The sequence below is a fragment of the Pyxidicoccus trucidator genome (genome assembly GCF_010894435.1).
GTDB lineage: Bacteria > Myxococcota > Myxococcia > Myxococcales > Myxococcaceae > Myxococcus > Myxococcus trucidator.
The window spans coordinates 342,402-366,277 of record NZ_JAAIXZ010000010.1 but is presented as its reverse complement, the minus strand read 5'-3'; the positions used below and the strand labels follow the sequence as shown (position 1 = coordinate 366,277).

13 protein-coding genes are annotated in these 23,876 nt (G+C 70.8%); 3 read left to right on the top strand and 10 right to left on the bottom strand.

Annotated elements, in window-relative coordinates:
* Positions 1 to 15: 15 nt before the first annotated feature.
* The 6 genes from G4D85_RS27695 to pgeF form a co-directional block, all read right to left on the bottom strand.
* Entirely contained in the window at positions 16 to 753 is a 738-nt protein-coding gene (locus tag G4D85_RS27695) for a MotA/TolQ/ExbB proton channel family protein (protein ID WP_164017009.1), read from the bottom strand.
* A 163-nt stretch (positions 754 to 916) separates the two neighbouring features.
* Positions 917 to 3,475 (bottom strand): type I DNA topoisomerase, encoded by a 2,559-nt coding sequence (topA, locus tag G4D85_RS27690; protein ID WP_164017008.1) that lies wholly within the window; start codon positions 3,473 to 3,475, stop codon positions 917 to 919.
* Positions 3,476 to 3,486: 11 nt separating this feature from the next.
* Complete coding sequence (locus tag G4D85_RS27685) at positions 3,487 to 4,608, bottom strand: DNA-processing protein DprA (protein ID WP_164017007.1); 1,122 nt, start codon at positions 4,606 to 4,608, stop codon at positions 3,487 to 3,489.
* Positions 4,609 to 4,744: 136 nt separating this feature from the next.
* Positions 4,745 to 5,956, bottom strand: coding sequence for a LysM peptidoglycan-binding domain-containing protein (locus G4D85_RS27680; protein WP_205525734.1), 1,212 nt, complete (start codon positions 5,954 to 5,956; stop codon positions 4,745 to 4,747).
* Between the two features lie 26 nt (positions 5,957 to 5,982).
* A complete protein-coding gene (locus G4D85_RS27675; protein WP_164017005.1) occupies positions 5,983 to 6,825 on the bottom strand; it encodes a tetratricopeptide repeat protein in 843 nt (280 codons plus the stop codon).
* Positions 6,826 to 6,907: 82 nt separating this feature from the next.
* On the bottom strand, positions 6,908 to 7,666 hold the full coding sequence (gene pgeF, locus G4D85_RS27670; protein ID WP_164017004.1) for a peptidoglycan editing factor PgeF: 759 nt from the start codon (positions 7,664 to 7,666) through the stop codon (positions 6,908 to 6,910).
* 171 nt (positions 7,667 to 7,837) lie between these two features.
* On the opposite strand from pgeF, the gene G4D85_RS27665 reads away from it, so the two are divergent.
* Positions 7,838 to 9,772 (top strand): GGDEF domain-containing protein, encoded by a 1,935-nt coding sequence (locus G4D85_RS27665; RefSeq protein WP_164017003.1) that lies wholly within the window; start codon positions 7,838 to 7,840, stop codon positions 9,770 to 9,772.
* Between the two features lie 29 nt (positions 9,773 to 9,801).
* Here G4D85_RS27665 and G4D85_RS27660 read toward each other — a convergent pair whose 3' ends face one another.
* From G4D85_RS27660 to G4D85_RS27645, 4 genes are all read right to left on the bottom strand, one after another.
* Entirely contained in the window at positions 9,802 to 10,395 is a 594-nt protein-coding gene (locus G4D85_RS27660; protein ID WP_164017002.1) for an SGNH/GDSL hydrolase family protein, read from the bottom strand.
* A 22-nt stretch (positions 10,396 to 10,417) separates the two neighbouring features.
* Positions 10,418 to 11,908, bottom strand: a complete 1,491-nt coding sequence (locus G4D85_RS27655; RefSeq protein WP_164017001.1) for a trypsin-like peptidase domain-containing protein — start codon at positions 11,906 to 11,908, stop codon at positions 10,418 to 10,420.
* Positions 11,909 to 12,007: 99 nt separating this feature from the next.
* Positions 12,008 to 13,597 (bottom strand): glycoside hydrolase family 57 protein, encoded by a 1,590-nt coding sequence (locus tag G4D85_RS27650; RefSeq protein WP_164017000.1) that lies wholly within the window; start codon positions 13,595 to 13,597, stop codon positions 12,008 to 12,010.
* 25 nt (positions 13,598 to 13,622) lie between these two features.
* Positions 13,623 to 15,755: a DUF4912 domain-containing protein gene (locus G4D85_RS27645; RefSeq protein ID WP_164016999.1), complete on the bottom strand. Its 2,133-nt coding sequence runs from the start codon at positions 15,753 to 15,755 to the stop codon at positions 13,623 to 13,625.
* A 131-nt stretch (positions 15,756 to 15,886) separates the two neighbouring features.
* Between G4D85_RS27645 and G4D85_RS27640 the strand changes: the two genes are divergently transcribed.
* Positions 15,887 to 19,414: a glycosyltransferase family 4 protein gene (locus G4D85_RS27640; protein WP_164016998.1), complete on the top strand. Its 3,528-nt coding sequence runs from the start codon at positions 15,887 to 15,889 to the stop codon at positions 19,412 to 19,414.
* A gap of 100 nt (positions 19,415 to 19,514) precedes the next feature.
* The gene (locus tag G4D85_RS27635; RefSeq protein ID WP_164016997.1) at positions 19,515 to 23,750 is read left to right on the top strand and encodes a response regulator; all 4,236 of its coding nucleotides are present in this window, start codon (positions 19,515 to 19,517) and stop codon (positions 23,748 to 23,750) included.
* Positions 23,751 to 23,876: the final 126 nt, after the last annotated feature.

Here is a 23,876-nt window from a genome sequence, read left to right as displayed (position 1 = left end):
CGCGCACCCCTCGCCTCAAGAAGCGCGGGACTCGAGCTCCGTGGTGGCCGGGTCCGTCCCGCCGCGCCGCGACAGGAGGTTCTCCAGCTTCAGCGCGTTGAGCTCCAGCGACTCCACCAGCCCCTTCGCGTACGAGGTGAGGAACAGGTGGAAGACGATGCAGATGACCGCGATGGAGAGCGCGAAGGCGGTGTTGTTCATCGCCTTGGAGATACCGTCCGACAGGAGCACCTGCTTCTGCTCCGCCGGCACGTTGCCGAGCGCCTGGAAGGTGCCGATGAGGCCGAAGATGGTGCCGACGAGGCCCACCAGCGTGGCGATGTTCGCCAGGGACCACAGCCAGGGGATGCGCTTGGACACGTGCGGGCTGTGCTCGATGATGGCCTCTTCCACCGCCTTGGCGACTTCAATCTCGCCGCGGTTGGCGTTCACCAGGCCCGCGCGGATGACCTTCGCCAGCGGCGAGTGGGGCGCCATGCCGCACACCTTCACCGCGCGGTCCAGGTTGCCGCTGCGCACCAGCTTGGAGATCTGCTCCATGAACGGAGGCGCCGGCAGGTTGTAGCGGAACACCACGGTGACGATGCGCTCCAGCGCCACCGCCAGCGAGCACGCCAGCCAGAACAGGTTCACGAACATGAACGGGCCGCCATCCTTGAAGAACTTGATGACGGAGTCCGTGAAGCCCATCTTGCCGCCCTCCGTGGCCGCAAGAGTCACGTCCAGCAGCAGCTCGCTCACCGAGAGAATCATCGCGCCTGGTGTCCTTTCGACGCCCGCCCCCCCGGGTGGGCCCGTCCGGACACGGGCGCCCACGAGACACACCCCGAGGAGGAGGCAGCCTGGACTTCTAGGGCGGGCCCGCCGAGGCTGTCAAGCCACGGACAGGGCCCAGCCCTTTGGAACTACTGGGCTTTCAAGCAGCCGAGGAGGCTTCCGGTCCGCCGGGTACGCCCGCCTGCTCCACGACCTCACGCCGGTAGTCGCATTCCTTGTTGGGGCAGGAGATGTAGGCACCGTCCCGCTTGGAGAACTTCTGCAGGAGGTACGGGGACGCGCACTGCGGGCACTGCTCGGCCAGGGGCCTGTCCCACGCGGCGAACTTGCAGTCCGGGTAGCGGTTGCAGCCGAAGAAGATCTTCCCTCGGCCGCTGCGGCGCTCCGTGAGGTAGCCCTGCTTGCACTCCGGGCACCCCACGCCGATGGAGATGGGCTTGGACGTCTTGCAGTCCGGGTAGCCGGAGCAGGCCATGAAGCGCCCGAAGCGGCCACGCTTGATGACCATGGGCTTGGCGCACTTCTCGCACTTCTCGTCCGTGGTCTCCTCCTCCACGATGACGATCTTCCCCTCGGCGTCCCGCTTGAAGTCCTTGGTGTTCTTGCAGTCGGGGTAGTTCGAGCAGGCGAGGAAGTGCCCCATCTTCCCGAACTTGATGAGGAAGAGGTTGCCGCACTTCTCGCAGGCGATGTCGGTCTTGATCTCCTCGCGCTTGACGTCGCGCATCTCCGCCTTCGCCTTCTCGAGCGTCTCCTTGAAGGGCCCGTAGAAGTCGTGCAGCACGGCCTTCCAGCTGGTGCCGCCCTCGGAGATCTGGTCCAGCTTCTCCTCCATGGTGGCGGTGAAGGTGACGTCCAGCTCGTGGGGGAAGTGCTTGACCAGCATCTCGTTGGTCATCTGCCCCAGGTCCGTGGGCCGGAAGCGGGTCTCCAGCTTCTCCACGTACTTCTTGTCCTGGATGGTGGACAGAATCGCGGCGTAGGTGGAGGGGCGGCCGATGCCGCGCTCTTCCAGCTCCTTCACCAGCGTGGCCTCGCTGAAGCGCGGGGGCGGCTGGGTGAAGTGCTGCTCGTGGAGCAGCTTCTGGAGGGTGAGCTTCTCGCCCTCGGTGAGGAAGGGCAGCTCGCCGATGGCATCCGCGCCGTCCGCGCCCTCTTCCCCGGCGGCCTTCGCCTTCTCCTTCTCGGCCTCCTCCTCGGGGGTGAGGCCCGCGCCGTAGACGGCCAGGTAGCCGGCGAACTTCAGCGTGCTGCCCGAGGCGCGGAACGTGGCCCGGCCCGCGGAGATGTCCGCGCTCGTCTGGTCATACACGGCGGGCATCGTCTGGCACGCCACGAAGCGGTTCCAGATGAGCTCGTAGAGGCGGAACATGTCCGTCTCGCCCATGGCCTCGAAGAAGGGCCGCACCCGCTCGGGCGGGTACTCCAGGGACGTGGGGCGGATGGCCTCGTGCGCGTCCTGCGCGCTCTTCCGGGAGCGGTACACCACCGGCTCGGCCGGCAGGAAGTCCTTGCCGTACTTGCCTTCGATGAACTCGCGCACCTGCTTCACCGCGTCGTCCGACAGACGGGTGGAGTCCGTACGCATGTACGTAATCAGTGCCGTCTGGCCCTCCTCGCCGAGGGGCACGCCCTCGTAGAGCTTCTGGGCCAGCGTCATCGTCTTCTTGGCGGAGAAGGACAGCCGGTTGGCGGCCTCCTGCTGCAGCTTGGAGGTGATGAACGGCGCGGGCGCGTTGCGGCGGCGCTCGCGGCGGTCCACCTTGGCCACGACGAAGTCGGCCCCCTGGAGCTCGGCGACGAGCCCCTCGGTGGTGGCGCGGTCCTTCAGCTCCATCTTCTTGCCGTCCACCTTGGACAGCTTGGCCTTGAAGGGCGGCGGTCCGGCGGTGCCGGCCAGCAGCGCGTCCAGCGACCAGTACTCCTCGGGGACGAAGGCCTTGATTTCGGCCTCGCGCTCCACGACGAGGCGCACCGCCACCGACTGCACGCGGCCGGCGGACAGGCCACGGCGGATCTTCTGCCAGAGCAGCGGGGAGATTTGATAGCCCACGAGCCGGTCGAGGATGCGGCGCGTCTGCTGCGAGTCGTAGTTGTCCTGGTTCAGCTCGCGCGGCTGGGCGATGGCCTCCTGGACGGCCTTCTTGGTGATTTCGTTGAACGTCACCCGGAGGGCGTCGGGGTGCGCGAGCTCCTCCTTGATGTGCCAGGCAATGGCCTCGCCCTCGCGGTCGGGGTCCGTCGCGAGGAAGACGCGGTCGGCGGACTTCGCCATCTTCTTCAGCTCGTTGAGCACCTTCTCCTTGCCCTTGATGACCTCGTACTCGGGCTGGAAGTCGTGCTCCACGTCGACGCCCATCTTGCTCTTGGGCAAATCCTTCACGTGGCCCACGGAGGCCTTCACCGTGTAGCCGGTGCCCAGGTACTTCTTGATGGTCTTCGCCTTGGCGGGGGACTCCACCACGACGAGGTAGTGCGGGCCCTTGCCGCGAGGCGCGGCTTCCTCCTCCGCGTCGGCATCCACGGTGGGAAGGTCGTCGTCGCCCTTCTTGGTGCGGCGTCGGGCCGCCGCCTTCTTCGCCTTGGCCGCAGGCTTCTTCTTGGCGGCTGGCTTCTTCTTGGCGGCCGCCTTGCGGGGCGACTTCGTCTCCTCCGCCGCCTCCGTCTCTTCCACCTTCTTCTTCGTCCGCGTGGCCATGACTCTCCTACCTATATCTTTTCGTACAGCTTGCCCGGGTGCTGGATGACCAGCCCCGTCAACTCCAGCTCCACCAGCGCGCTGGTGAGCGCCGCGGGTGAGAGGGTGCTGCCGACCAGCACCTCGTCGAATGTCCGGGGAACCCGGTCCAACACTTCATAAGTGCCCTTCGCTTCCGCCGAGAGCGCCTCCCACGAATCGCTGTCCCGCGGCGTCACCGTCGCGCCGGAAGAGACGCCCACCACCCTCCACACATCCTCCGGGCCCATGCACGCCCTCGCATGCCCGTCGCGCAGCAGCTCGTTGCAACCAACGGCCGCCGCCTGTCTCACGTCACCAGGCAGCGCGAAGACCGGTCGCCCCTGTGCCCGCCCCGCCTGCGCCGTGTAGAGCGCCCCCGAGCCCTTCCCCGCCCTCAGCACCAGGACCACATCCGATGCGCCGGAGATGAGTCGGTTGCGGCGCGGGAAGGTGGTGATGCTCGCCCGGACCCCGGGCGGCAGCTCGCTGAAGAACACGCCGCCCCTCCCCAGGAAGTGGGGAAGCAGGCGGGCTTGCGCCGGGTCCAACGCATCCAGGGCAGACCCCAGGAAGGCCCACGTCTCCCCGCCCACGTCCAGCGCGCCCCAGTGGCACGCCTGGTCCACCCCGGCCGCCGCGCCCGACACCACCCCCACCCCACTGGCCGCCACCTTCCGCGCGAAGTCCCGGGCAAAGGGCAGGAAGCCCTGGTCCGGGTGGCGGCTGCCCACCATGGCCACCCGCCGCTTCGGCAGCCCCGGACGCCCCCGGTGGAACAGCAGCGGCGGCGCGTCCAGCACCTCGCGAAGCCGGTCCGGATAACCGGGCTGCCCGGCGAATGCCACGCCCATCCCCGCCTTGCGACAGGCCTCCAGCGCCCGCTCCGCCAGGGGCGGGAGCCGGTCCACCGTCGCCAGCCGGGTACGCACCTGTGGGGAGACCGGCGCCTGAGACACCCAGTCCCGTACAGGGACGGCGGCGAGCGCGGAGAGCCGTCCATCCGCGAATTGGCGCAGGGCGGCCAGCGTCCTCGGCCCCAGGCCGGGAACGGCCCAGAGCGCCAGGCACGCCTGCTGCTCCGCCGTGAGGCTGTCCGTGTCAGCGTCCGCCATACCCGTCCCCTGCCCGTTTCCCACCTATATAGAAGATGGGTCCCCAGGAGGGGCGCGACACATAGACACCGGACCGCCACCGGTCAAGCACTCAGCCCCTCCAGTGGCGGAGGGGATGCACATTTCCTGCCGCCGCTCAGCGGCTGGCGGTGGGCTCGCTGACGCGCATGACGGCGCGGTCGCCGGGGAGGAGCTCCTCCAGCGAGCGGAGCATGAGGCAGTTGGACGTGCGCTCCTTCGCCTCGGTCACCATGCAGGTGCCGACGTTCTCCCAGGGGAAGCGCTTCTCCTTCGCGGTGAGCGGCTTGGCCTCCTGGCCGAGCACCTGGAGGGACGGGTCGCCCTGGCGGAGGATGGTGAAGGTGTTGCCCACCTGGACGCCGTCCGCGCTGCCCTTGTCCACCACCACCGTGTGGTGCTCGCCGAACAGCGTGAGGTACGGCACCAGCGCGGTGACGACGGTGGCCTGAATCTCCTTGGCGTTGGGCTTCGGGGCGACGCGCTCGGTGAGGCGCTCGCCGACGGGGCCCACCAGGTCGCCACGCTCCATGCCGTCCCAGGTGTCGACAATCTGCGCGGTGACGATGTTCTCACTCACGCGCACCACGCGCAGCGTGCCGAGGAAGTCGGTGAGGTAGCCCAGCTTCTTCTTCGTCACCGGGTGATTGATGGCCTGGGTGGTGTGGTAGACGACGTACCGGTCCCCCACCTTGGCGGCGCCCTTCTTCTTGAAGCGCACGTAGGCGTTGTCCGGGTAGGACAGCATCAGCGCGCCGGAGGAGGAGCCCTCGATGCGGCCGGCCTCGTCCAGCTCGCGCTGGGTGACGAAGCCCTGCGTCGTCACCGGGCGCGCCGTGGACACGTCGTAGCCAATCTTCCCCGTCACGGTGACCAGGTCGCTGCCGCTCAGCTCCGTGGGCGCCGTCATTTCACCCGGGTCCACCACCATCTCGCCCACGCGGGCCGGCACTTCCTCGCCACCGCCGAAGAAGCGCACCTGGTTGCCCGGGTAGATCCAGTGCGGGTTGGCGATCTCCGGGTTGTAGGACCAGACCTTGGGCCAGTACCAGGGGCTGCCCAGGTAGCGCTGGGACAAGTCCCACAGCGTGTCGCCCTCCTGCACGGCGTGGACCTCGCCCGGGGCGCTGTCACGGCCGCGGGGCGCGCCCGGCGGGACGGCCACGGTGCCGGCGGGACGCTCGGGCGCCTCGTCCATGACCTCGGCGCCTTCCGTCTCGCTGCCGGTGTCGGTGTCCTGCTCCTCGGCACCCTCCTGCTGGGCGCGCGCACTCAGGGCCGGCGCGATGGCGAGGCTCAACATCAGCGAGGTGAGGATCCGGGAGCGCATCGCAGAACGTCCTTTCGAAAGAGCCTTCACTGAGGGAGCGCGGCGAGCCGCTGCTCCGCCTGCGTGGCGGCGGCCGTCCCCGGGAACTGGGTGACGACGCGGGTGTAGAGCGCCTTGGCATCCGCGGCCTGGTTGAGCCGCATCCGGCACTCGGCGAGCCGGAGCATGCTGTCCAGCATGGCATCCCCGGCGGGATAGGTATTGATGAGCCGCTCGAACGTCGTCGCGGCGTCCTTGAACTCGCTCAGGCCAATCTGCCCGAGCCCGCTGAAGTACAGCGCATTGTCCGCGCGCGGGTGGCGCGGGTTCTCCTCGGCGAAGCGGCGCAGGCGCTCCACGCCGCCCTCGACGTTGCCGGTGCGCAGCAGCGACACGGCCTTGTCGTACTCGGCGTCCAGCAGCTCGGGGTCCACCAACTCCGCGCCGTCGTCGCGCGAGGCCACCACCGTGGCGGCGCCGTCCTGCGAGGCCGAGGCCCCGTCCGGCGCGGCGCTGATGAACATCTCCACCTGGTCCGAGTCCGGCTCCACCACCGGCACCGCCGTGGGCAGCTTCGGCGCGGGCTCGTTGCGGGGCTTGAGCTTCACCACCGCCAGCTCCGGGGTGGGGCCCAGGCGAGGGGCTCCCTCGGCGCTGGCGTCCGCCGGGGTGCGCGAAGGGGTGCCGGTGGCCCGCGCCTTGTCCACCGCGTCGTGGGCCTCCAGCCGGGCCAGTCGCTCCTGGAGGCGCGCCTGCGACTCGCGCAGCGTGCGCACCTCGGCTCGCAGCGCCCCCACGTCCGCCTGACTGGCGGCGGTGGAGGCACAGGCGCTCATCGCGCACAGGGGCGCGGCGGCGAGCAGGCGGAAGATGACGGAGCGCGCGGGCACGGGCCTCTTCGGACGGGGATCAGCCCGAGGATAGGAAGGCCCGTCGGAGAGCGTCAAGAAAACGGCCGGCGCGCCCGGCGGGCTAGAAGCGGTTTACCACGTAGTTGAGGTGGCGTCCGGTGCGCCCCGCGTCGCGCCGGTGGGAGAAGAAGCGCTCGGGCGCACACGCGGTACAGGCCGGTAGCACGTCCACGTGCGCCGGCTTCAGCCCCGCGCGCAGCAGCGTCGCCCGCACCGCGCGTGTCAGGTCCAGTCGCACCGAGTCGCCGGCGGACTCCACCACCTCCGGGCCGAACCGCGCGGTGAAGCGCTGGGCCAGCTCCCCGGACACCTCGTAGCAGCAGCGTTGGATGGCGGGGCCCACCGCCGCGAGCAGCCGCTCTGGCCGACCCCCCTTCGCCACCAGCGCCTCCACCGCGCGCGCGCTGATGCCCGCGTCCGTGCCCCGCCACCCCGAGTGCACCGCCGCCACCCTCCGCCCGTCCGGGTCCACCAGCAGCACCGGCACGCAGTCCGCCGTGCCCACCGCCACCCAGGTGCCCGGCGCCTCCGTCCACAGCGCGTCCGCCTCGCCCTCCACGGGCCTCAGGTCCTCCCCTTCCCCACCCCGCGCCTCCAGCACCCGGTCCCCATGCACCTGGGACACGCGGCACAGCGCACCCAGCGGCGTCTTCGCGGCGGCGGCCAGCAGGCGGAGGTTCTCAAGCACCTTCTCCCGCACGTCGCCCACGGAGAAGCCCAGGTTGAGCGAGGCATACGGCCCCTCGGAGACGCCCCCCTCGCGGGTCGTGAAGCCATGGGGGACGGGGAGCAGCGCGGAGGTGAGGAACGCGGTCGTCATGGGAGCCCAGGAGTACGCTGCTGACAAGGCGCGGCAATAGAGGCAACACCAACGATGCAGGAAAATTCTTGTCCCGTTACGTTTGACAGCGCGCGTCAGCCAATTAACAATTCAGTAGGTAGGTCGTGAAACAAGTTTAATCCACCGCAGCGGAGAGCCGCGAACAAGCGCATGCCCCTGGGTCCGGACACTGTTGGAAGGAAGCTCCTCTGGAGCATCGGCCTTCCCGGGCTCGTGGTGGCGTTACTGGGCGTGGGCCACTTCTGGCGCGAGTCGCGGGTGGCGGTGCAGGACGCGACGCAGGTGGAGTCGCTGGCGCTGGCGGAGTTCGTGGCGTCGACGTTCTCCCTGCCGCAGGCGCCGCGCGCCCGGGCGCACGAGGCGGTGGCGGAGGTGCTCCGCTCGGACACGCGGCTGTTCCGCTCGGTGGAGGACGTGCGGGTGCTGACGCCGGACGGGCGCATCCGCTGGTCCCGCCGGCCGGAAGAGGTGGGCCGCGTCCACGACGAGGCCCGGCGGCTGACGTCGCCCGGGCCGGAGACGGCGCGCTCCTCGGCGGGGGTGACGGAGGTGGTGCGGCCCATGGGCGGCGGCCCCGAGTGTGGCAGCTGCCACACCGAGGAAGAGGTGCCCGGCGCGAGCGTCCTGCAGATGCGCATGACGGAGCCGGCGCTGCACCAGCAGCTCTCGGAGATGTTCCGCGGCGCGCTGGGCGCCATGGTGCTGTTCATCGTCCTGCTGGCGCTGCTCACCACGCTGGGGCTGCACCTCAACCTCACCCGCCCGCTGCGCAAGCTGAGCGCGGCCATGGGGCGCGCGGAGGCGGGAGACCTGCTGGTGCGCGCGGACGCGCGGGGCACCGACGAGCTGGCCCGGCTGGGCGCGGCCTTCAACCAGATGCTGGCGCGGCTCACCGCGATGAAGGCAGAGGAGATCGACACCCACCGGGACCTGGCGGTGGTGAAGGAGAAGCTGGCCCTCAAGGATGAGCTGGAGGAGCGCCTGCGGGAGCTGTCGCTGCTCTTCGACGTGGCGCGCTCGCTCAACGCCACGCTGGAGCTGGACGAGCTGCTGGAGGCCGTCACCCGGCTGGTGGTGGAGCGGCTCCAGATTCCCGACTTCTCCACCATGCTGCTCAACACGGAGGGCCTGCTGGAGGTGAAGCACGCGTGGCCCGAGGGTCGCGGCGCGGAGGGGCTGACGTTCGGCCTGGGCGAGGGCGCCTGTGGCCGCGCGGCGGAGACGCTCAAGGCGGTGTACCTCCCGGACCTGGAAGACCGCACCAGCATCTTCGCGCGGCGGGGGCTGGTGGAGGGCGCGGTGGACACGGGCGCGCTGCTGGCGGTGCCCATGGTGCACATGGGCACGCTGCTGGGGGTGATGAACTTCCAGCGTCCGGAGGTGGCCAGCTTCTCCGCCGGGGAAATCGAGCTGCTGACGGCGGTGGCGGACCTGGCGGCCACGGCGGTGAAGAACGCGAGGCTGCACGCGGAGACGGTGAAGCTCACCATGACGGACCCGCTCACCGGCGTGCCCAACCGGCGCCACCTCTTCCAGCGCATGGAGCTGGAGCTGGCGCGGGCGCAGCGCTTCGGCACCCCGCTGGCGCTGCTCATGGTGGACGTGGACCACTTCAAGCGCCTCAACGACGTCGCGGGCCACCGCGTGGGCGACGAGACGCTGCGCCGCGTGTGCGACGTGCTCCGGCTGCGCGTGCGCAAGGTGGACACGCTGGCGCGCTACGGCGGCGAGGAGTTCGTCCTGCTGCTGCCCCAATCCACCAAGGCGGACGCGGTGGAGGTGGCGGAGAAGCTGCGCCGCGCGGTGGCGGACCTGGTGTCGCTGTCGCAGCCCGGCCTGCCCGGCAACCACGTCACCGTGTCCGTCGGCGTGGCCCACTTCCCCACCGACGCCACCACGCAGGAGGAACTGGTCGACTGCGCGGACTCCGCCCTCTATTGCAGCAAGCGCAGCGGCCGCAACCGCACCACCCCGTTCGAGCCCGGCATGGAGATGCACCCGGGCCGCGAGCGGGGCCCGCATGCCCCCGCGACCGAGGGCACCGCCGTCACCACCACCGCACCGGGCGGCGTGGCGAAGGCGTAGGCCGCGGAAGCCCGCGCAGAGCCTACGTCTCAGCGCCCGACGAGCGTGCGCACCGTGGGCAGCAGCAGGTCCGCCCACTCCTCGTACCCCTGCTCCGACGGGTGGAAGCCGTCGTGGCAGAAGAAGTGCGGGTTGTGGGGAATCATCTCCTTGCTGGCCGAGTAGAGGTCCACCAGGTGCAGGCCGTGCGCGCGGGCCACCTCGGCCATGGCGGCGTTGAAGGGCTCGATGCGGCCCTCGTAGAGGGCGCTCGGCACCAGCTTCGCCACCGGCGCCAGGGCCATGTCGGCGAGGTTCACCACCACCAGCGGCGCGCCCGTCTGCTTCAGCCTGCGGGCGATGCGGTCCAGCTCCTCCTGGAAGTCCTCCACCGCGGTGCCGCGCCAGAGGTCGTTGGTGCCCACCCCGAGCGTCACCAGGGTGGGCTGCGTGGCCACCGCGCGCTTCACCTGCCCGGTGAAGACGTCGCGGATGCGCGCCCCGCTCTGTCCCAGGTTGGTGAGGCCCACCGGCAGCCCGTCATTGCGCAGGCGGGAGGCGAGGCGCTCGGGATATCCCCCGCCCCGCGACGCCCCCACCCCCACCGCCGTGCTGTCGCCCAGGGCGACGTAGTTGATGCTCATGCGCCTCCGAGTGTCGGCTGTCTCAGGGCACCCGCAGGGCCCGCAGGTTGCGCTGTCCGCCCGGCCCGGCCACGCGCAGCAGCAGCGTGCTGCCGGACTGCGCGCCCTTGATGACCTTCGCCAGCTCCTCCGCGCTGTTCACCGCCTTGCGGTTCGCCTCCACCACCAGCATGCCGGGCTCCAACTGCGCGCGGTCCGCGGGCGAGCCGGGCAGCACGTCGGTGATGAGCGCGCCCTGGCGCTCGGTGAAGCCCGCCTGCTGCGCGGTGCGCGAGTCCAGGTTCTGCAGGCTGACGCCCACGCGGCGCGAGCTCTCCTGCTCGTCATTGGCGCGCGGCTTGGAGGCCACGCCCTCCAGGTCCGGCCGTGTGCCGAGCGTCACCTTCACGTCCTGCTTCTTGCCCTCGCGGAAGATGCTCAGCGTGGAGGTGCTGCCCGGGCGCTTGAGCGCCACGGTGCGGGTCAGCGCGCCGCCGGACGTGACGGTCCGGCCATCGATGGCGGTGATGACGTCGTCCGGCTTCAGTCCGGCCTTGGCCGCGGGCGAGCCCGGGTTGACCTGCGTGAGGATGGCGCCGTCCGTCACCGGCAGCTTGAGCGCGCCCGCCAGGTCCCGCGTCAGGTCCTGGATGCCCACGCCCAGCCACGCGCGGGTGACGGCGCCTTCCTTCTCCAGTTGGGGCAGCAGCGCCCGGATGAGGTTGCTGGGCACCGCGAAGCCGATGCCCGTGCCTCCGCCGACGATGGCGGTGTTGATGCCCACCACCTCGCCCTTCATGTTGAAGAGCGGGCCGCCGGAGTTGCCGGGGTTGATGGCGGCGTCCGTCTGGAGGAACTCGTCATACGCGCTGGCGCCAATCTCGCGGGCTCGCGCGGAGACGATGCCCAGGCTCACGCTGGAGGCGAGGCCGAACGGGTTGCCGATGGCCACCACCCAGTCGCCCACACGCAGCGCATCCGAGTCTCCCAGCTTCACGGTGGGCAGCCCCTCCACCTTCTCCTTCAGCTTCACCAGCGCCACGTCGGTGAGCGGGTCGCGTCCCAGCACCTCACCGGCGAAGCTGCGGCCGTCATCCAGCCGGATGGTGATGGAGACCGCGTCCGCCACCACGTGGTTGTTGGTGAGGATGACGCCCTTGGATTCGATGATGAACCCGGAGCCCGCGCCCTGGCGCAGCGGCTCGCGCTGCGGGCCGCCCCTGCCACCGCCGCCGCCGAAGAAGCGGTCGAAGAACGGGTTCTCCTCCATGCCGGGCATGCCGCCACCGCCGCGCGCCTGCACGTCCACGTTGACCACCGCGGACTTCACGGAGTCCACCAACGGCGCCAGCGAAGGCAGCGCCTGGGAGTCCCGCGTGGCGGGCTGGAGGACGTTGGCCCCCGCCCCCTGCGCGGGAGCAGGCTGGGCCTGGGCCGCCGGAGCCGCCGGCGCCTGCGCGGGAGCAACGCCGGGCACCACGAGCAGGAGCGCCGCGACCAGGGCCCTCCGGGGAGCGACGGAAGAACGTGTCATATGCACTCCTACCTAAGGCGGAAATGGCGCTCCGCAAGCGAAAGGGGCTTTCAGGAACGACGCGTGAACAGACCGCTGCCCTGCCTGTTCCCGGAGCGCTCAGCCAGGCCGGTAGACGCGGTAGTCCAGCTCGGGGAAGAGGTTGTCGCGGCCCTCGACGTGGGAGAGCCAACCCTCGTCGATGGTGTCGGCGCGAAGCTGGTCGTGCAGCCGCTGGAAGCGGAGGATGTGCTCGCGCGTGCGGCGCTGGGCGTACTCCACCATGGTGCCCGTCTTCATGATGAAGGCCCAGTCGGAGGACTGGGCGAGCAGCAGTTCGCGCGCGGCCTGGTTGAGCGCGCGGCGCTTCAGCGAGTTGGCGTCGGGGAAGTCGCGGGCCAGCTCCACCATCTGCTTCGCGCAGTGGTGCAGGTGCCGGTAGATCCAATCGTTGGCCCCGTCCAGCCACATGTTCGCGTAGCCACCCGCGCCCCATGAGGACAGCGGCGGCGTGGCCACCTGATTCTCAGGGTTCTCCCGCAGGTCGTCCGAGGGCGTCACCAGCGTGAAGGTCTTCTGGTCATACGCGGCCTTGCGGATGAGGAAGTCGAGGAACATGGGCCCCTCGAACCACCAGTGGCCGAACAGCTCCGCGTCGTAGGGCGCGATGACCACCGGCTTGCGGCCGCTCAGGCGCGAGGCGAGGTGCTCTATCTGCTTCTCGCGGTTGAAGAGGAAGTTGCCGGCGTGGACGGCGGCGCGCTCGCGGGCGGCGTCCGGGTCATAGGGCCGCTTGTCGTTCGTCTTCCCGGTGATGCGGAAGTACTTGAAGCCGGTGTTCTTGCGGTCGCCGGTGGGCTGGATGTACGGGCGCACGTAGTCCAGGTCCAGGTCCCAGCCGATGTCCCGGTAGAACTCGCGGTAGTCCGGGTCGCCCGGATAGCCGAACTCGGTGCTCCACACCTGCTGGCTGCTCTCCGGGTCTCTCGCGTACGCGGCCACGCCCGTCTCCGTGAAGATGGGGGCGTAGGGGCCATGCAGCGGGCGCGGGGTGGCGTCCGTGAGGCCGTGCGTGTCCACGAAGAAGTAGCGGATGCGCTCGGCGGCCAGCACGCGCTCCAGGCCGGGGTAGTAGCCGCACTCGGCCAGCCAGATGCCGGCCGGGTCCTTGCCAAAGTTCTGCCGGTAGTGGTTGGCGGCCACCGTCACCTGCGCGCGCACCGCCTCGGGCACCTGCTGCATGAGCGGCAGGAAGCCGTGCGTGGCGTTGCAGGTGAGGATGTCCAGGTAGCCCGCGTCCTGGAGGCGGCGGAAGGCGGAGACCAGGTCGCGCTTGTAGCGGTCGTGGAAGGCGCGGCGCAGCGACTCGAAGTGGTCACGGTGGAATCGGGCCAGTCGCCCGAAGGTGGGGTCGTTCCGGGTGCGGTGGACCTCGCGGTCTCCCAGCTCGCACAGCAGGTCCAGCCGGCGCGCGTAGCGCGACACCAGCAGTTCGTCCCGCAGCATGGTGACCAGCGTGGGGGACAGCGTCATCGTCACCCGGAACGGGACCCCGTCCTCGGCCAGCTTGTCGAAGACGAGGAGCAGCGGGATGTACGTCTCGGAGATGGCCTCGTAGAGCCAGTCCTCCTCGAGGAAGTCCTCGTGCTCGGGGTGTCGGACGAAGGGGAGATGCGCGTGGAGGACCAGCGCGAGAGAGCCCAGGCTCATAAGGGTTCGGAGTGTCGGTACGGGTTCACGAGCGGCCGCTGCCAGAGGGCGGCTTCCGGGGGAGAGGCGCCTCTGAGGAGCCCTGAGGACCCGGCGCGGCTTCCGTGCCGCGCGAGTCCGAGGCACCCGGGGGCCGGGCCACGTATTCCAGGTAGCGCTGGTCGGAGGCACCCGGTGCGCGCGGTGGGGACTCCAGGTAGCGCATGTCCGAAGCGCCAGGAGCACGCGGCGGAGACTCCAGGTAGCGCATGTCCGATGCACCCGGGGCACGCGGTGGAGATTCCAGGTAGCGCATGTCCGAAGCGCCCGGAGCACGCGGCGGAGACTCCAGGTAGCGCATGTCCGAAGCGCCCGGCGCACGTACCGGCGAGTCCAGGTAGCGCATGTCCGAAGCGCCCGGCGCACGTCCCGGCGAGTCCAGGTAGCGCATGTCCGAAGCACCCGGCGCCCGGCCTACGTCCAGGTACTGGTGCGGAGACCGTGCACCACCGACGGGCTGGGAGGCGCCCTCCTGGTAGCGCATGTCCGAGGCCCCGGGCGCACGGCCCGGAGACTCCAGGTAGCGCATGTCCGACGCACCCGGTGCGCGGCCCACGTCGAGGTACTGGCGCTCCCGCGACTGCTCACTGCCCAGATAGCGCTGGTCCGACGCCCCCGGCGCACGCTCCGGCGCTTCCAGATAGCGCTGCTCCGACGCTCCCGGCGCACGCTCCGCGGACTCCAGGTAGCGCATGTCCGAGGCCCCCGGGGCGCGCTCCCGCGCTTCCATGTACCGCTGGTCCGACGCTCCCGGCGCTCGCGGTGGGCCTTCGAGGTGCGCGTCGGGCTGCTCGGACGCGCCTGTCCGCTCGCGGCGGGACTCGGGGATGTCCTGCACACCGGCGCTGCCCGGCAGATTCACCCGGCGCCAGGTGAGGTACTCGCGCTCCTCGAACTCGGGCGTGCGGGCGCGCACCGGAGGCACCACCTCTGGCAGGGGCTGCGGCTCGGGAACGCGCGTGGGGACGCGGAGGAACCGGATGGACGTGTCCGTGGACGTGCCGCTGGGCGGCAATGCAACACGGTTGCTGGAGGGACCGATACGGCGGTTGCGACCATCCCGCCCGACGAAGTGCGCCTCTACCCGATAGGGCCGGCCCGGCGGCAGGTCGTGGATGTAGTGGCCACGAGTCTCGAGCACGCAGTCCAGCTCGCGCACCATCTTCTCGCCGTCGAACACGCGCAGCACGGCACGGGGAGAGTCCAGCCCCTGCAGGGCCCGCGTCCTCGCGGCGGCGCTGAAGTCCCAGGAGACGAAGAGCGTGTGCGGATCCCTCGGGAGCAGCAGCGTGCTGTCGTCCTGGTATTCGCCCGGCAGTCCCCCCAGGCCCTCGTCGTACTCCGGAGGCCCCTCCGGCGTGGTGGGCCGACGGGACGCCTCCACCATGTGGTGTCGACGCGCCTCGTCCTCTCCCATGACCCGGGCGACGAAGAAGCCCTCCACCACCGGCTCGGCGTCATGCTGCACGGGCGGCGGAGGGGGCGCGGCGGGCTGGGCGGCTACCGGCGTTTCCGGTGCCGGTGCGGAGGCACTCGCACTCCCAGCGTTGTTGCCAGTCTCCTCGGCGGCCGAGGCCACGGACGAAGACGCGGCGGATTCTTCCGGCGCGCGGGGTCCGCGCGGCTTGGGTGGGAACGTCACCACCTGGGCAGGGCGGGCAGGCGGGGCGGCGCCCGGCTTCTCGGACGCTCGCTTGGCCGCGACCCGCTTGGGCGCGGAGACCCGTCCCTGCTTCTCCTCCTGCTGGGCCGGCTTCGCCTTGGAGGAGACCTTCGCCTTCAACGCCTTCTTCGGCTCGCGGGCTGCGGGCTTCGCGGCCTTCGGCTCCCGGGGCTTTTCCTCCCGCACCTTGGAGGAAGCGGCACTCCGGCCCGGGCTCTTCGAGGCCGCCGGCTTCGGCCGCTCCGTCTTGGGCTCCTTGGCGGCGACCTTCTTGTCCGTGGAACTTTTGCGCGCCACGGTGATCCCCGCCAACCGGGCGAGCTTCGCCAGGGCGGGGATGTGTGCGGCCAGGGCGGCGATCAATTCCTCCTTCTTCAGCTTGCTGTAACCGCCCCCCAGGTGCTTCTGGGCCAGCTCTCTCAAATGGCTGACGGTCACGCTCTTGAGGTCGTCCATAGGCAAGGTCGCCTTTAGGTCGCTGGCAGTGGAGGGTCAACGTGCCAGCATTTCATGTGTTCGTCGCCCGACCCCCCCTCCCCCGCATCGCCCGATGACACCCAGGATGAGGACCGCTATCCTGCCCACGCTTGAGCGACCTGCCCAGACTGCTCCTGTGCAGTTTCGACGTCATCCCCGGTCCGTCGGGCTCGTCGCGCCGTGTCACGGAGTACCTCAAGGCGCTTCCGGACCGCTTCTCCGTGGTGGTGCTGTCGGCGAAGACGCCTGACCACTCCCATATCGAGAAGTACCAGGGTGCCCGCCTGCTGCGGGTCCCGGTAGGCTCCGGCGACCTGGCCTCCCGCATCCAGGCCTTCGAGCGCGCCGTGCGCCGCCAGTTGGAGAGCGAGGAGTATGCGCTCGCCCACTTCACCGACCCCTTCGGTGGCTATGCGCTGTGCGAGCTGAAGGCGTACTACGGCCACCGCCTCATCTATGAGGCGCAGACCTTCCCGTCGCAGGAGCTGCGCTACACGCACCCCCAGACGGAAGGGGACCGGCGCTTCCTGTCGAAGATCCGCAGGCAGGAGCTGTTCTGCCTGATGAACGCGGACCTCATCATCACCGGCTCGCAGACGACCCGCTCGTACATCCAGTCGCTCGGGGCCAGTGAGGACCTCATCCACGCCGTCCGGGCGCCAGTGGACCTCAAGCCGTATGCCCTGGACGCGCTCGGCGCTCCGGACGGGCAGCCGCTGCGGCTGATGTACCTGGGCAGCCAGGTGGGGTGGCAGGGCCTGTCCACCCTGCTGCGCGCGGTGGCGGTGGCCTCCAAGCAGGTGGAGGTGCGGCTCACGCTGGTCGGCGCGAGGCACGCGGACTGGCAGCCGCACCTGGACGACCTGGTGAAGGAGCTGGGGCTCAAGGACCAGGTGGAGTTCCAGCCCCCCGTCCTCCATGACGACGTGGCCAAGGTGCTCGCGCTGGCGGACGTGGGCGTGCTCCCGCTGGACGACGTGGAGCGCAACCGCGTGCAGGGAGGCCCACTGGCGAAGGTGTCCGAGTACTTCGCCGCCGGCCGACCCGTCATCGCGTCGGACCTGCCCATCACGCGCGAGCTCATTCCCCAGAACGCGGCCGCCTTCTTCCCGCCGGGCGACATCCAGGCGCTGGCCCAGAACATCATCGAGCTGGCGCGCGACATTCCGCGCCGGGTGGAGCTGGGGCGCCGGGCACGCGCGTACGCGGAGGAGGTGCTCGACGCGGGAGTCATCCGCGGCAGGCTCCTGGACCTCTATGACTCGCTGCTGGAGAAGCGCTCGACGTCGGTAGCGCCCCGGAGCGAGGACGACCTTCCCTCCCCCACCATGGTGACGGGCACGCCCACCAACCGGCTCGCGGCCCTGCTGCCTCCGGAGGGGCCTCCGACCTCCAGGAAGGAGGGCGCGGACAAGGAGGGCGCTCGGGCCACGGGCGCCGAGCCCCCGCGCGAGGACCTGCCGCTGGTGATGGGACAGGTGCTGGAAGAGGGGCTCGACACGCGCCTCATCAAGACGGAGCTGGAGGTGCAACCCTCCGAGCCGCCCGTGGTGATGGGGCTGCCCCTGCGTGAGAGCGCCGCGTCCGTGCCAGGCAGTGCGAGCGAGTCTCCCGCCTCCGTCATCGTGGACACGGGAGCTCCCACGACAAGTCGTGCGGAGTCCGCCGAGCCCGTGGGAGCGAAGTCCTCCACGTCGGGCAAGGCCGGGGCGTCCTCGTTCGTGGAGGAGCCGCCCGCGCCCACGCCCATCATCCGGGTTCGTGGCACTTCCGAAGCTGAAGAACCTCCAGCCCCCACGCCCGTCGTGCGGGCCCCGGCCTCTTCGGGCTCCGAGGAGCCTCCTGCCCCCACGCCCGTCGTGCGGGCTCCGGCCCCATCGAACTCCGAGGAGCCCCCCGCGCCCACGCCCGTCGTGCGCGCGCCCGTCTCCTCCGAGCGAGAAGAGTCGCTAGAGCCCACGCCCGTGACTCGGAGCCCCGCTCCGAGTCATCGCGAGGATTCGCCAGAGCCCACGCCCGTGACTCGGAGCCCCGCCCCGAGTCACCGCGAGGATCCGTCAGCGTCCACGCCCGTGACTCGGACTCCCGGCCAGGGTCACCGTGATGAGCCCACGGCCCCCAGCCCCGTCATCCGTGTCCCTACCCCACCGGGTCGCGATGAGCCCCTGGCCCCCACGCCCATCATCAAGGTGCCGGCGGGGCTGCACATGCGAGAGGAAGCATTCTCGGCCTCGTCCAGCCGCGCGGCCACGCCCCCGGCCCGAAAGGACGAGCCGCCCGAGCCGACGCCCATCGTCCCCTCGCGCGCGCTGCTCAGTGGGCGAAGCACTTCGGCCCGAGTGGAGACGCCCTCGGGACGTATTTCCTCTCTGCCCACGCCACCCCGGGGCTCCTCGTCCATCGAGGCCGAGCGCCCGGCCCCGGTGCCTCGCCCAGGTTCCTCCCCCTCCGAGACCGGGCTCCCCGCGGCAGGACGGGGAGGCGCCACGCCTTCCGAGACAGGGCTCCCTGCCGTAGGGCGAGGGGGCGCAGCATCCTCGGAGACGGGGCTGCCTCCGGTGATTCGTGGCGGCTCGGCCCCCTCGGAGACGGGGCTGCCTCCGGTGATTCGTGGCGGCTCGGCCTCCTCGGAGACGGGGCTGCCTCCGGTGATTCGTGGCGGCTCGGCCCCCTCGGAGACGGGGCTGCCTCCGGTGATTCGTGGCGGCTCGGCCTCCTCGGAGCCGGGACTGCCTCCCGTGCTCCGCAGTGGCACCGCCACTTCCGAAACGGGACTGCCCCCGATGATTCGCGGCGGCTCCGCCTCCTCGGACACGGGACTGCCTCCGATGATCCGCGGTGGAGCCGCCTCCTCCGACCCGGAGCGCCCGCCCCCGGTGCTGCGCCAGGGCGCAATGCCCTCGGAGACGGGGCTGCCTCCGATGGTTCGCGGCGGCGCCTCGACCTCCGAGCCCGAGCGTCCGCCCCCGGTACTGCGTCCCGGCGCGCCGCTCTCGGACACCGACCGTCCCGCGCCGATCCGCGGCGGCAGCATCACCTCCGAGTTCGAGCGCCCGCCCGCGCTGCCGCCCCGCGCCCCCGCGCCACCGCCCGTCCCCCGCCAGCGCCCGCCCCAACTGATGCCGGCGGCCCCTCCCCGCCTCGCGCCCACGGACGCGCCCGGCTCGCGCCCCGCGGCGCTCTCGCTGAAGGCCTCGGTCCCCGCGTCCTCCAGCTCCGAGGACGAGCCCGAGGAAATCTCCGAGGACGAGGCGCAGCCCATCGACGACGGGTCCGACTCCTCTGCGACTCCCGCGCACTCGCGCCCACGTCTGGAAGAGCCGGATGAGATCAGCAGCGACGAGGTGGAGGAGGCCGAGGTCTCCGTCAGCAACGCCGCTCGCCTGCTCGAGGACGACGCCGAGCTGCACGAGGTGGAGCCCGAGCCCGTGGACGAGGGCCCCGCGCCGGAGCCCGTCCCCTCCTCTCTGAATCCCTGGTTCGCGCAGCTGGCACACGGCTACTGTCCACCCGACGGCATCCGATTCGACCGCCACACGCCGCCCACCACCTTCCCCGGCCGGGACGAGGGCGCACACCCCTCCCGTGAGCCCCAGGGGCCGCGTGCACAAGGCGTCGTTCGCGGCAAAAGCTCGTGAAGCAGCCAACCGAGCACCGCCCATAAACTTTCCAAGCGTTCCACGCGCCCGATAGGATGCTGCGGTTTTCACTGCACTTTTTCCGGGTCAAAAGGGCTTCATGGAGCGTCGGGTCCTCATCGTCGAAAGCCAGAACGAATTCGCCCTCAGCATGGCCACCGTGCTCAAGAGCGCGGGGTATCAGACGGCCATGGCGGCGACTGCGTCTGACGCGCAGCGTGAGCTGGAGAAGCGTCGGCCGGATCTGGTCGTCCTGCGCGCCGAGCTGCCGGATCAGTCCGGATTCGTCCTCTGCGGTCAGATCAAGAAGGGCAAGTGGGGACAGAACCTCAAGGTCCTCCTGCTCTCCTCGGACACGGGCGTGGATGGCCTGACGCAGCACCGGCAGACGCCGGGCGCCGCGGACGGCTACCTCGTCATCCCCTTCGAAATGGGGGAGCTCGCGTCCATGAGCTACGGCATCGTCCCGCCGGGCGTGGACGAGTCGGACGCGTCCCTGGACGCGGCGCTCAACGGCTCGCCCCGCGAGGCGCCGCCGCCCATGCCGCCTCCCATGCGCACCAGCGCCGGAGGCCCGCCCAAGCTGCCCAAGCGCGAGCGCCGCAGCGCGATGACGGACGAGGACCGCGCCTTCCTCGACCGCGCCTTCCAGTCCATCGCCGACCGCAAGGCCGAGCTGCTCGCCGAGTCCCGCCAGCTCAAGCGCCCGCCCCCGCGGCGCGAGCTGATGGGCACGCCCGAGGGCAAGATTCAAATCCTCCGCGACGAGCTGAAGACGCGCGAGGCCCAGCTCGCCCGCCTCTCCGAAATCTGGAGCGTGCGCGAGCGCGAGCTCCTGTCCGGCGAGGACCGGCTCCACGAGAAGGACGTGGAGCTGCAAGGGCTGAAGATGCAGGTGGACGACCTGCTCCGCCGCTTCAACGAGGCCCAGCAGGGCATGCTCCAGAAGGAGCGCGAGCACGGCGCCGCCGTGGACGACCTGCTCCTCCAGAAGTTCTCCTCCGAGAAGGACCTCATCGAAGTCGTCGCCTCCAAGGAGAAGGACATCAACGTCCTTCGCAAGGAGGTCCACAACCGAGAGGACGAGCTGGAGCGCCGCGTCTCGGAGCTGGAGAACCTCCGCGGCGAGTACGACAAGCTGGAGAAGCACCTCGGCGTCGTCACGCTGGAGTTCGAGGTCAAGGAGCAGAAGCTCCAGGACGCCATCCGCGCCCACGAGGCGGAAATCGCCCGGCTGGGCAAGCGCGGCGACGAGTTCGAGGCCGAGCTGGCCCGCACCGTCAGCGAGCGCGACCAGCGCTACGCCGAGCTGAGTGGTGAAATCCAGGCGCTGCAGGACCGGCTCCAGGAGACGGAGCAGGAGCGCGACACCACCGTCCGCGCCCTGGAGGCCCGCGCCACCGCCGCCGAGGAGCACGGCACCCAGGCGGACGCGGAAATCGTCCGGCTGAACGCCGAGCGAGAGGCCCTGGAGGCCCGGCTCACGCAGCAGGTGGCGGACCTGGAGGGCGACCTCGCGCGCACCACCAGCGAGCGCGACCAGCTCCGGATGGACAAGGACGCCCAGGAGACCGAGCTCACCCAGCGCGTCGAGGACCGCGACGCGAAGATCGGCACCCTGGAGCGCGAGCTCTCGGAGACCATCGCCCGCAACGAGCAGAACGAGGCGGAGCTCAACGCCAACATCCAGCAGCACATGGAGCGCATCGGCGAGCTGGAGGGCGAGGTCGAGTCCGTCAAGACGCACCTGGCGGACCGCGAGGCGGAGCTCTCCGCCGAGCTGCAGGCCCTCAGCCAGGCCAAGGACGAGCTGGAGACGGACCTCACCGACCGGCTCCAGGCCCTCAACCAGGCCAAGGACGCCCTGGAGGCCGACCTCTCCCAGAAGCTGGAGGAGCTGAACTCCGCCAAGAACGAGCTGGAGGCGGACCTCACCGGCCAGATTCAAGCGCTCACCTCGCAGCTGGAGCAGTCGCAGAATACGGGTGAGCAGCTCACCGCGCGCGTGGCGTCCCTGGAGGACACCGTCGCCCAGCGCGAGGCCTCCATCGAGGGCCTGCAGGGCGACGTGGCGACGCGCGACGAGCGCATCGCCGAGCTGAGCGGCAACCTGGAGGCCACCAGCCAGACGCTGGCCCAGACGCAGGACACGCTGTCGCGCACCGAGGCCACCCTCGCGGACACCCAGGGCTCCCTGGCCCGCACCGAGGAGTCGCTCTCCGAGACGCGCGGCGAGCTGGAGGCCACCTCCCAGACGCTGTCGGACACGCAGGCCCGCCTCTCCCAGACGGAAGAGGCGCTGGCCAACACCCGCGGCGAGCTGGAGGCCACCTCCCAGACGCTGGCCCAGACGCAGGACGCCCTCTCCAACACGGAAGCGACGCTCGCGGACACGCAGGCGCGGCTGTCCCAGACGGAGGGCTCGCTGGCGGAGACGCGCGGCGAGCTGGAGGCCACCTCCCAGACGCTGGCGCAGACGCAGTCCGCGCTGGAGGACACCCGCGAGCAGCTCGCCAGCACCACCGGCCAGCGCGACGCGCTCCAGGCCGAACTGGAGGAGACGCGCGGCGCGCTCCAGGAGACGAACGACACCCTGGCCCGCACCACCCGCGAGCGCGACCAGCGCACCGCGGAGCTGCAGGCCCTGGGCGTGGCGAAGGACACGCTGGAGCAGGACCTCACCGGCCAGATTGGCCAGCTCCGCGGCGAGCTGTCCGAGACGCTGGGCAACTACGAGGCCGAGCGGGCCGCGCACGAGAAGCTGGCCGCCGAGACGAGCGCGCACATCGCGGACCTCACCGGCGAGCGCGACGGACTGCGCTCCGAGCTGGAGGCCACCAGCCAGACGCTGGAGCAGACGCAGGCCCAGCTCGCGGCCACCCGCGACAACCTGGGGCGCGAGCAGCAGGCCCACACCGCCAGCAGGCAGGCCGCGGCCAGCGCCCAGGCGGCGCTGGAGTCGCAGCTCAACGAGGCGCGCAACCAGGGCGAGGACCTGGGCGAGCAGCTCACCCTCACCAAGCATGAGCTGGGCGCCGCCGTCGCCGAGGTGACGCGGCTGTCCTCGCAGCTGGCCCAGGTGGAGAACGCCAAGGGCACCCTGGAGGAGCGGATCCACGCGCTCACCGAGGAGTCGCAGCGCAAGGAAGAGCTGCTCCAGAACGACCTGGCCAGCAAGGGCAAGGAGCTGTCGGACACGCTCCGCAAGCTCACCCAGGTGACGCAGGAGAAGATGCGTCAGGCCGAGGTGCTCAACCGCGAGGTCGCCACCCGCACCGAGCAGCTCAAGGCCCTGGAGGCGAAGCTCCAGCAGCAGGCCGCCGACTCGAAGCGCCAGGCGGACGCCCTGGGGCAGCAGATGGCCGGCCTCAACAACCAGCTGGAGCTGGGCAAGAAGGCGCTCGCCGACCGCGAGGAGCAGCTGCGCGCCGCTGGCGTCGCCCAGCAGAAGCTGACCGCCGAGCGCAACGAGCTGACCACCCACCTCCAGCAGACGGAGGCGAAGCTCCAGCAGCAGACGCAGCAGTCCACCCAGGAGCGCGCGGACGCGAAGCGCGCGGCGGACGACCTGGCCGCGAAGCTGGCCAAGGCCGAGCAGCGCGTCGCCCAGCTCACCCAGGAGGCCCAGGCCCGCGCCACCGAGGCGGAGGCCAAGGCCAAGGACCTGCAGGGACAGCTCGCCACGCGCACGAAGAAGATCCAGGACCTGGAGCTGGCGGTGGAGAACGCGCAGGGCGCCAAGGCCCGCGTGGAGAAGGAGCTCAACGCCCGCGTGGCCACCGCCGAGGGCAAGGCCAACGAGTCCGCGGCCCGGCTCGCCACCGCGCAGAAGGAGCGCAAGGACCTGGAGACGCGGCAGCTCAAGGAGCTGGAGGACCTCACCGCGAAGCAGAAGGCGGAGCTGGAGCGCCGCGAGGCCATCAAGGCCCAGGAAGTGGCCCGCCTGCAGCAGTCCGTGCAGGAGAAGAGCAAGGCGCTCAAGGTCGCCGAGCTGGAGCTGGCCCGCTTCAAGAGCAAGGCCCCCGCCGCCGCCGCCGCCCCGGCCGCCAAGACGGCCGCGGCCAAACCGGCGCCCACCGAGGAAGAGGACCTGGCCGTGAGGACGCAGCTCAACCAGGTCATCCCTCCCGCCCAGCCCGCCGCCGCCGCGAAGCCCGCGGCCAAGGCCGCTGCCAAGCCGGCCGCGAAGAAGGCCGCGGCTCCCGCTCCGGCACCCGCGCCCCTGGGCGGCGACGAGTCCGAGCCCACCGACCGGACCGTCATGATCCAGATCCCCACCGGCGTCGCCAAGGAAGACGACGACTGGACGGCCCTGGTGGACGAGCTGGACAAGTAGGCGGGAGTCCGGCAGCCCCGCCGGAACCCCGGCACCCCGCCCCGGAAACGACTCACCCCGGAGCGCTTCCCGGCGGTGAGCCGGAGCGGTCCAGGGTGAGGGGTGCTTCGTCCTGATTTCGTGAGC

Coding starts and splice junctions, on each gene's coding strand:
- G4D85_RS27685 (WP_164017007.1), bottom strand. CDS start 4,608: ATGGCGGACGCTGACACGGACAGCCTCACGGCGGAGCAGCAGGCGTGC.
- G4D85_RS27635 (WP_164016997.1), top strand. CDS start 19,515: ATGGAGCGTCGGGTCCTCATCGTCGAAAGCCAGAACGAATTCGCCCTC.
- G4D85_RS27655 (WP_164017001.1), bottom strand. CDS start 11,908: ATGACACGTTCTTCCGTCGCTCCCCGGAGGGCCCTGGTCGCGGCGCTC.
- G4D85_RS27650 (WP_164017000.1), bottom strand. CDS start 13,597: ATGAGCCTGGGCTCTCTCGCGCTGGTCCTCCACGCGCATCTCCCCTTC.
- G4D85_RS27680 (WP_205525734.1), bottom strand. CDS start 5,956: ATGCGCTCCCGGATCCTCACCTCGCTGATGTTGAGCCTCGCCATCGCG.
- G4D85_RS27665 (WP_164017003.1), top strand. CDS start 7,838: ATGCCCCTGGGTCCGGACACTGTTGGAAGGAAGCTCCTCTGGAGCATC.
- topA (WP_164017008.1), bottom strand. CDS start 3,475: ATGGCCACGCGGACGAAGAAGAAGGTGGAAGAGACGGAGGCGGCGGAG.
- G4D85_RS27645 (WP_164016999.1), bottom strand. CDS start 15,755: ATGGACGACCTCAAGAGCGTGACCGTCAGCCATTTGAGAGAGCTGGCC.
- G4D85_RS27660 (WP_164017002.1), bottom strand. CDS start 10,395: ATGAGCATCAACTACGTCGCCCTGGGCGACAGCACGGCGGTGGGGGTG.
- G4D85_RS27695 (WP_164017009.1), bottom strand. CDS start 753: ATGATTCTCTCGGTGAGCGAGCTGCTGCTGGACGTGACTCTTGCGGCC.
- pgeF (WP_164017004.1), bottom strand. CDS start 7,666: ATGACGACCGCGTTCCTCACCTCCGCGCTGCTCCCCGTCCCCCATGGC.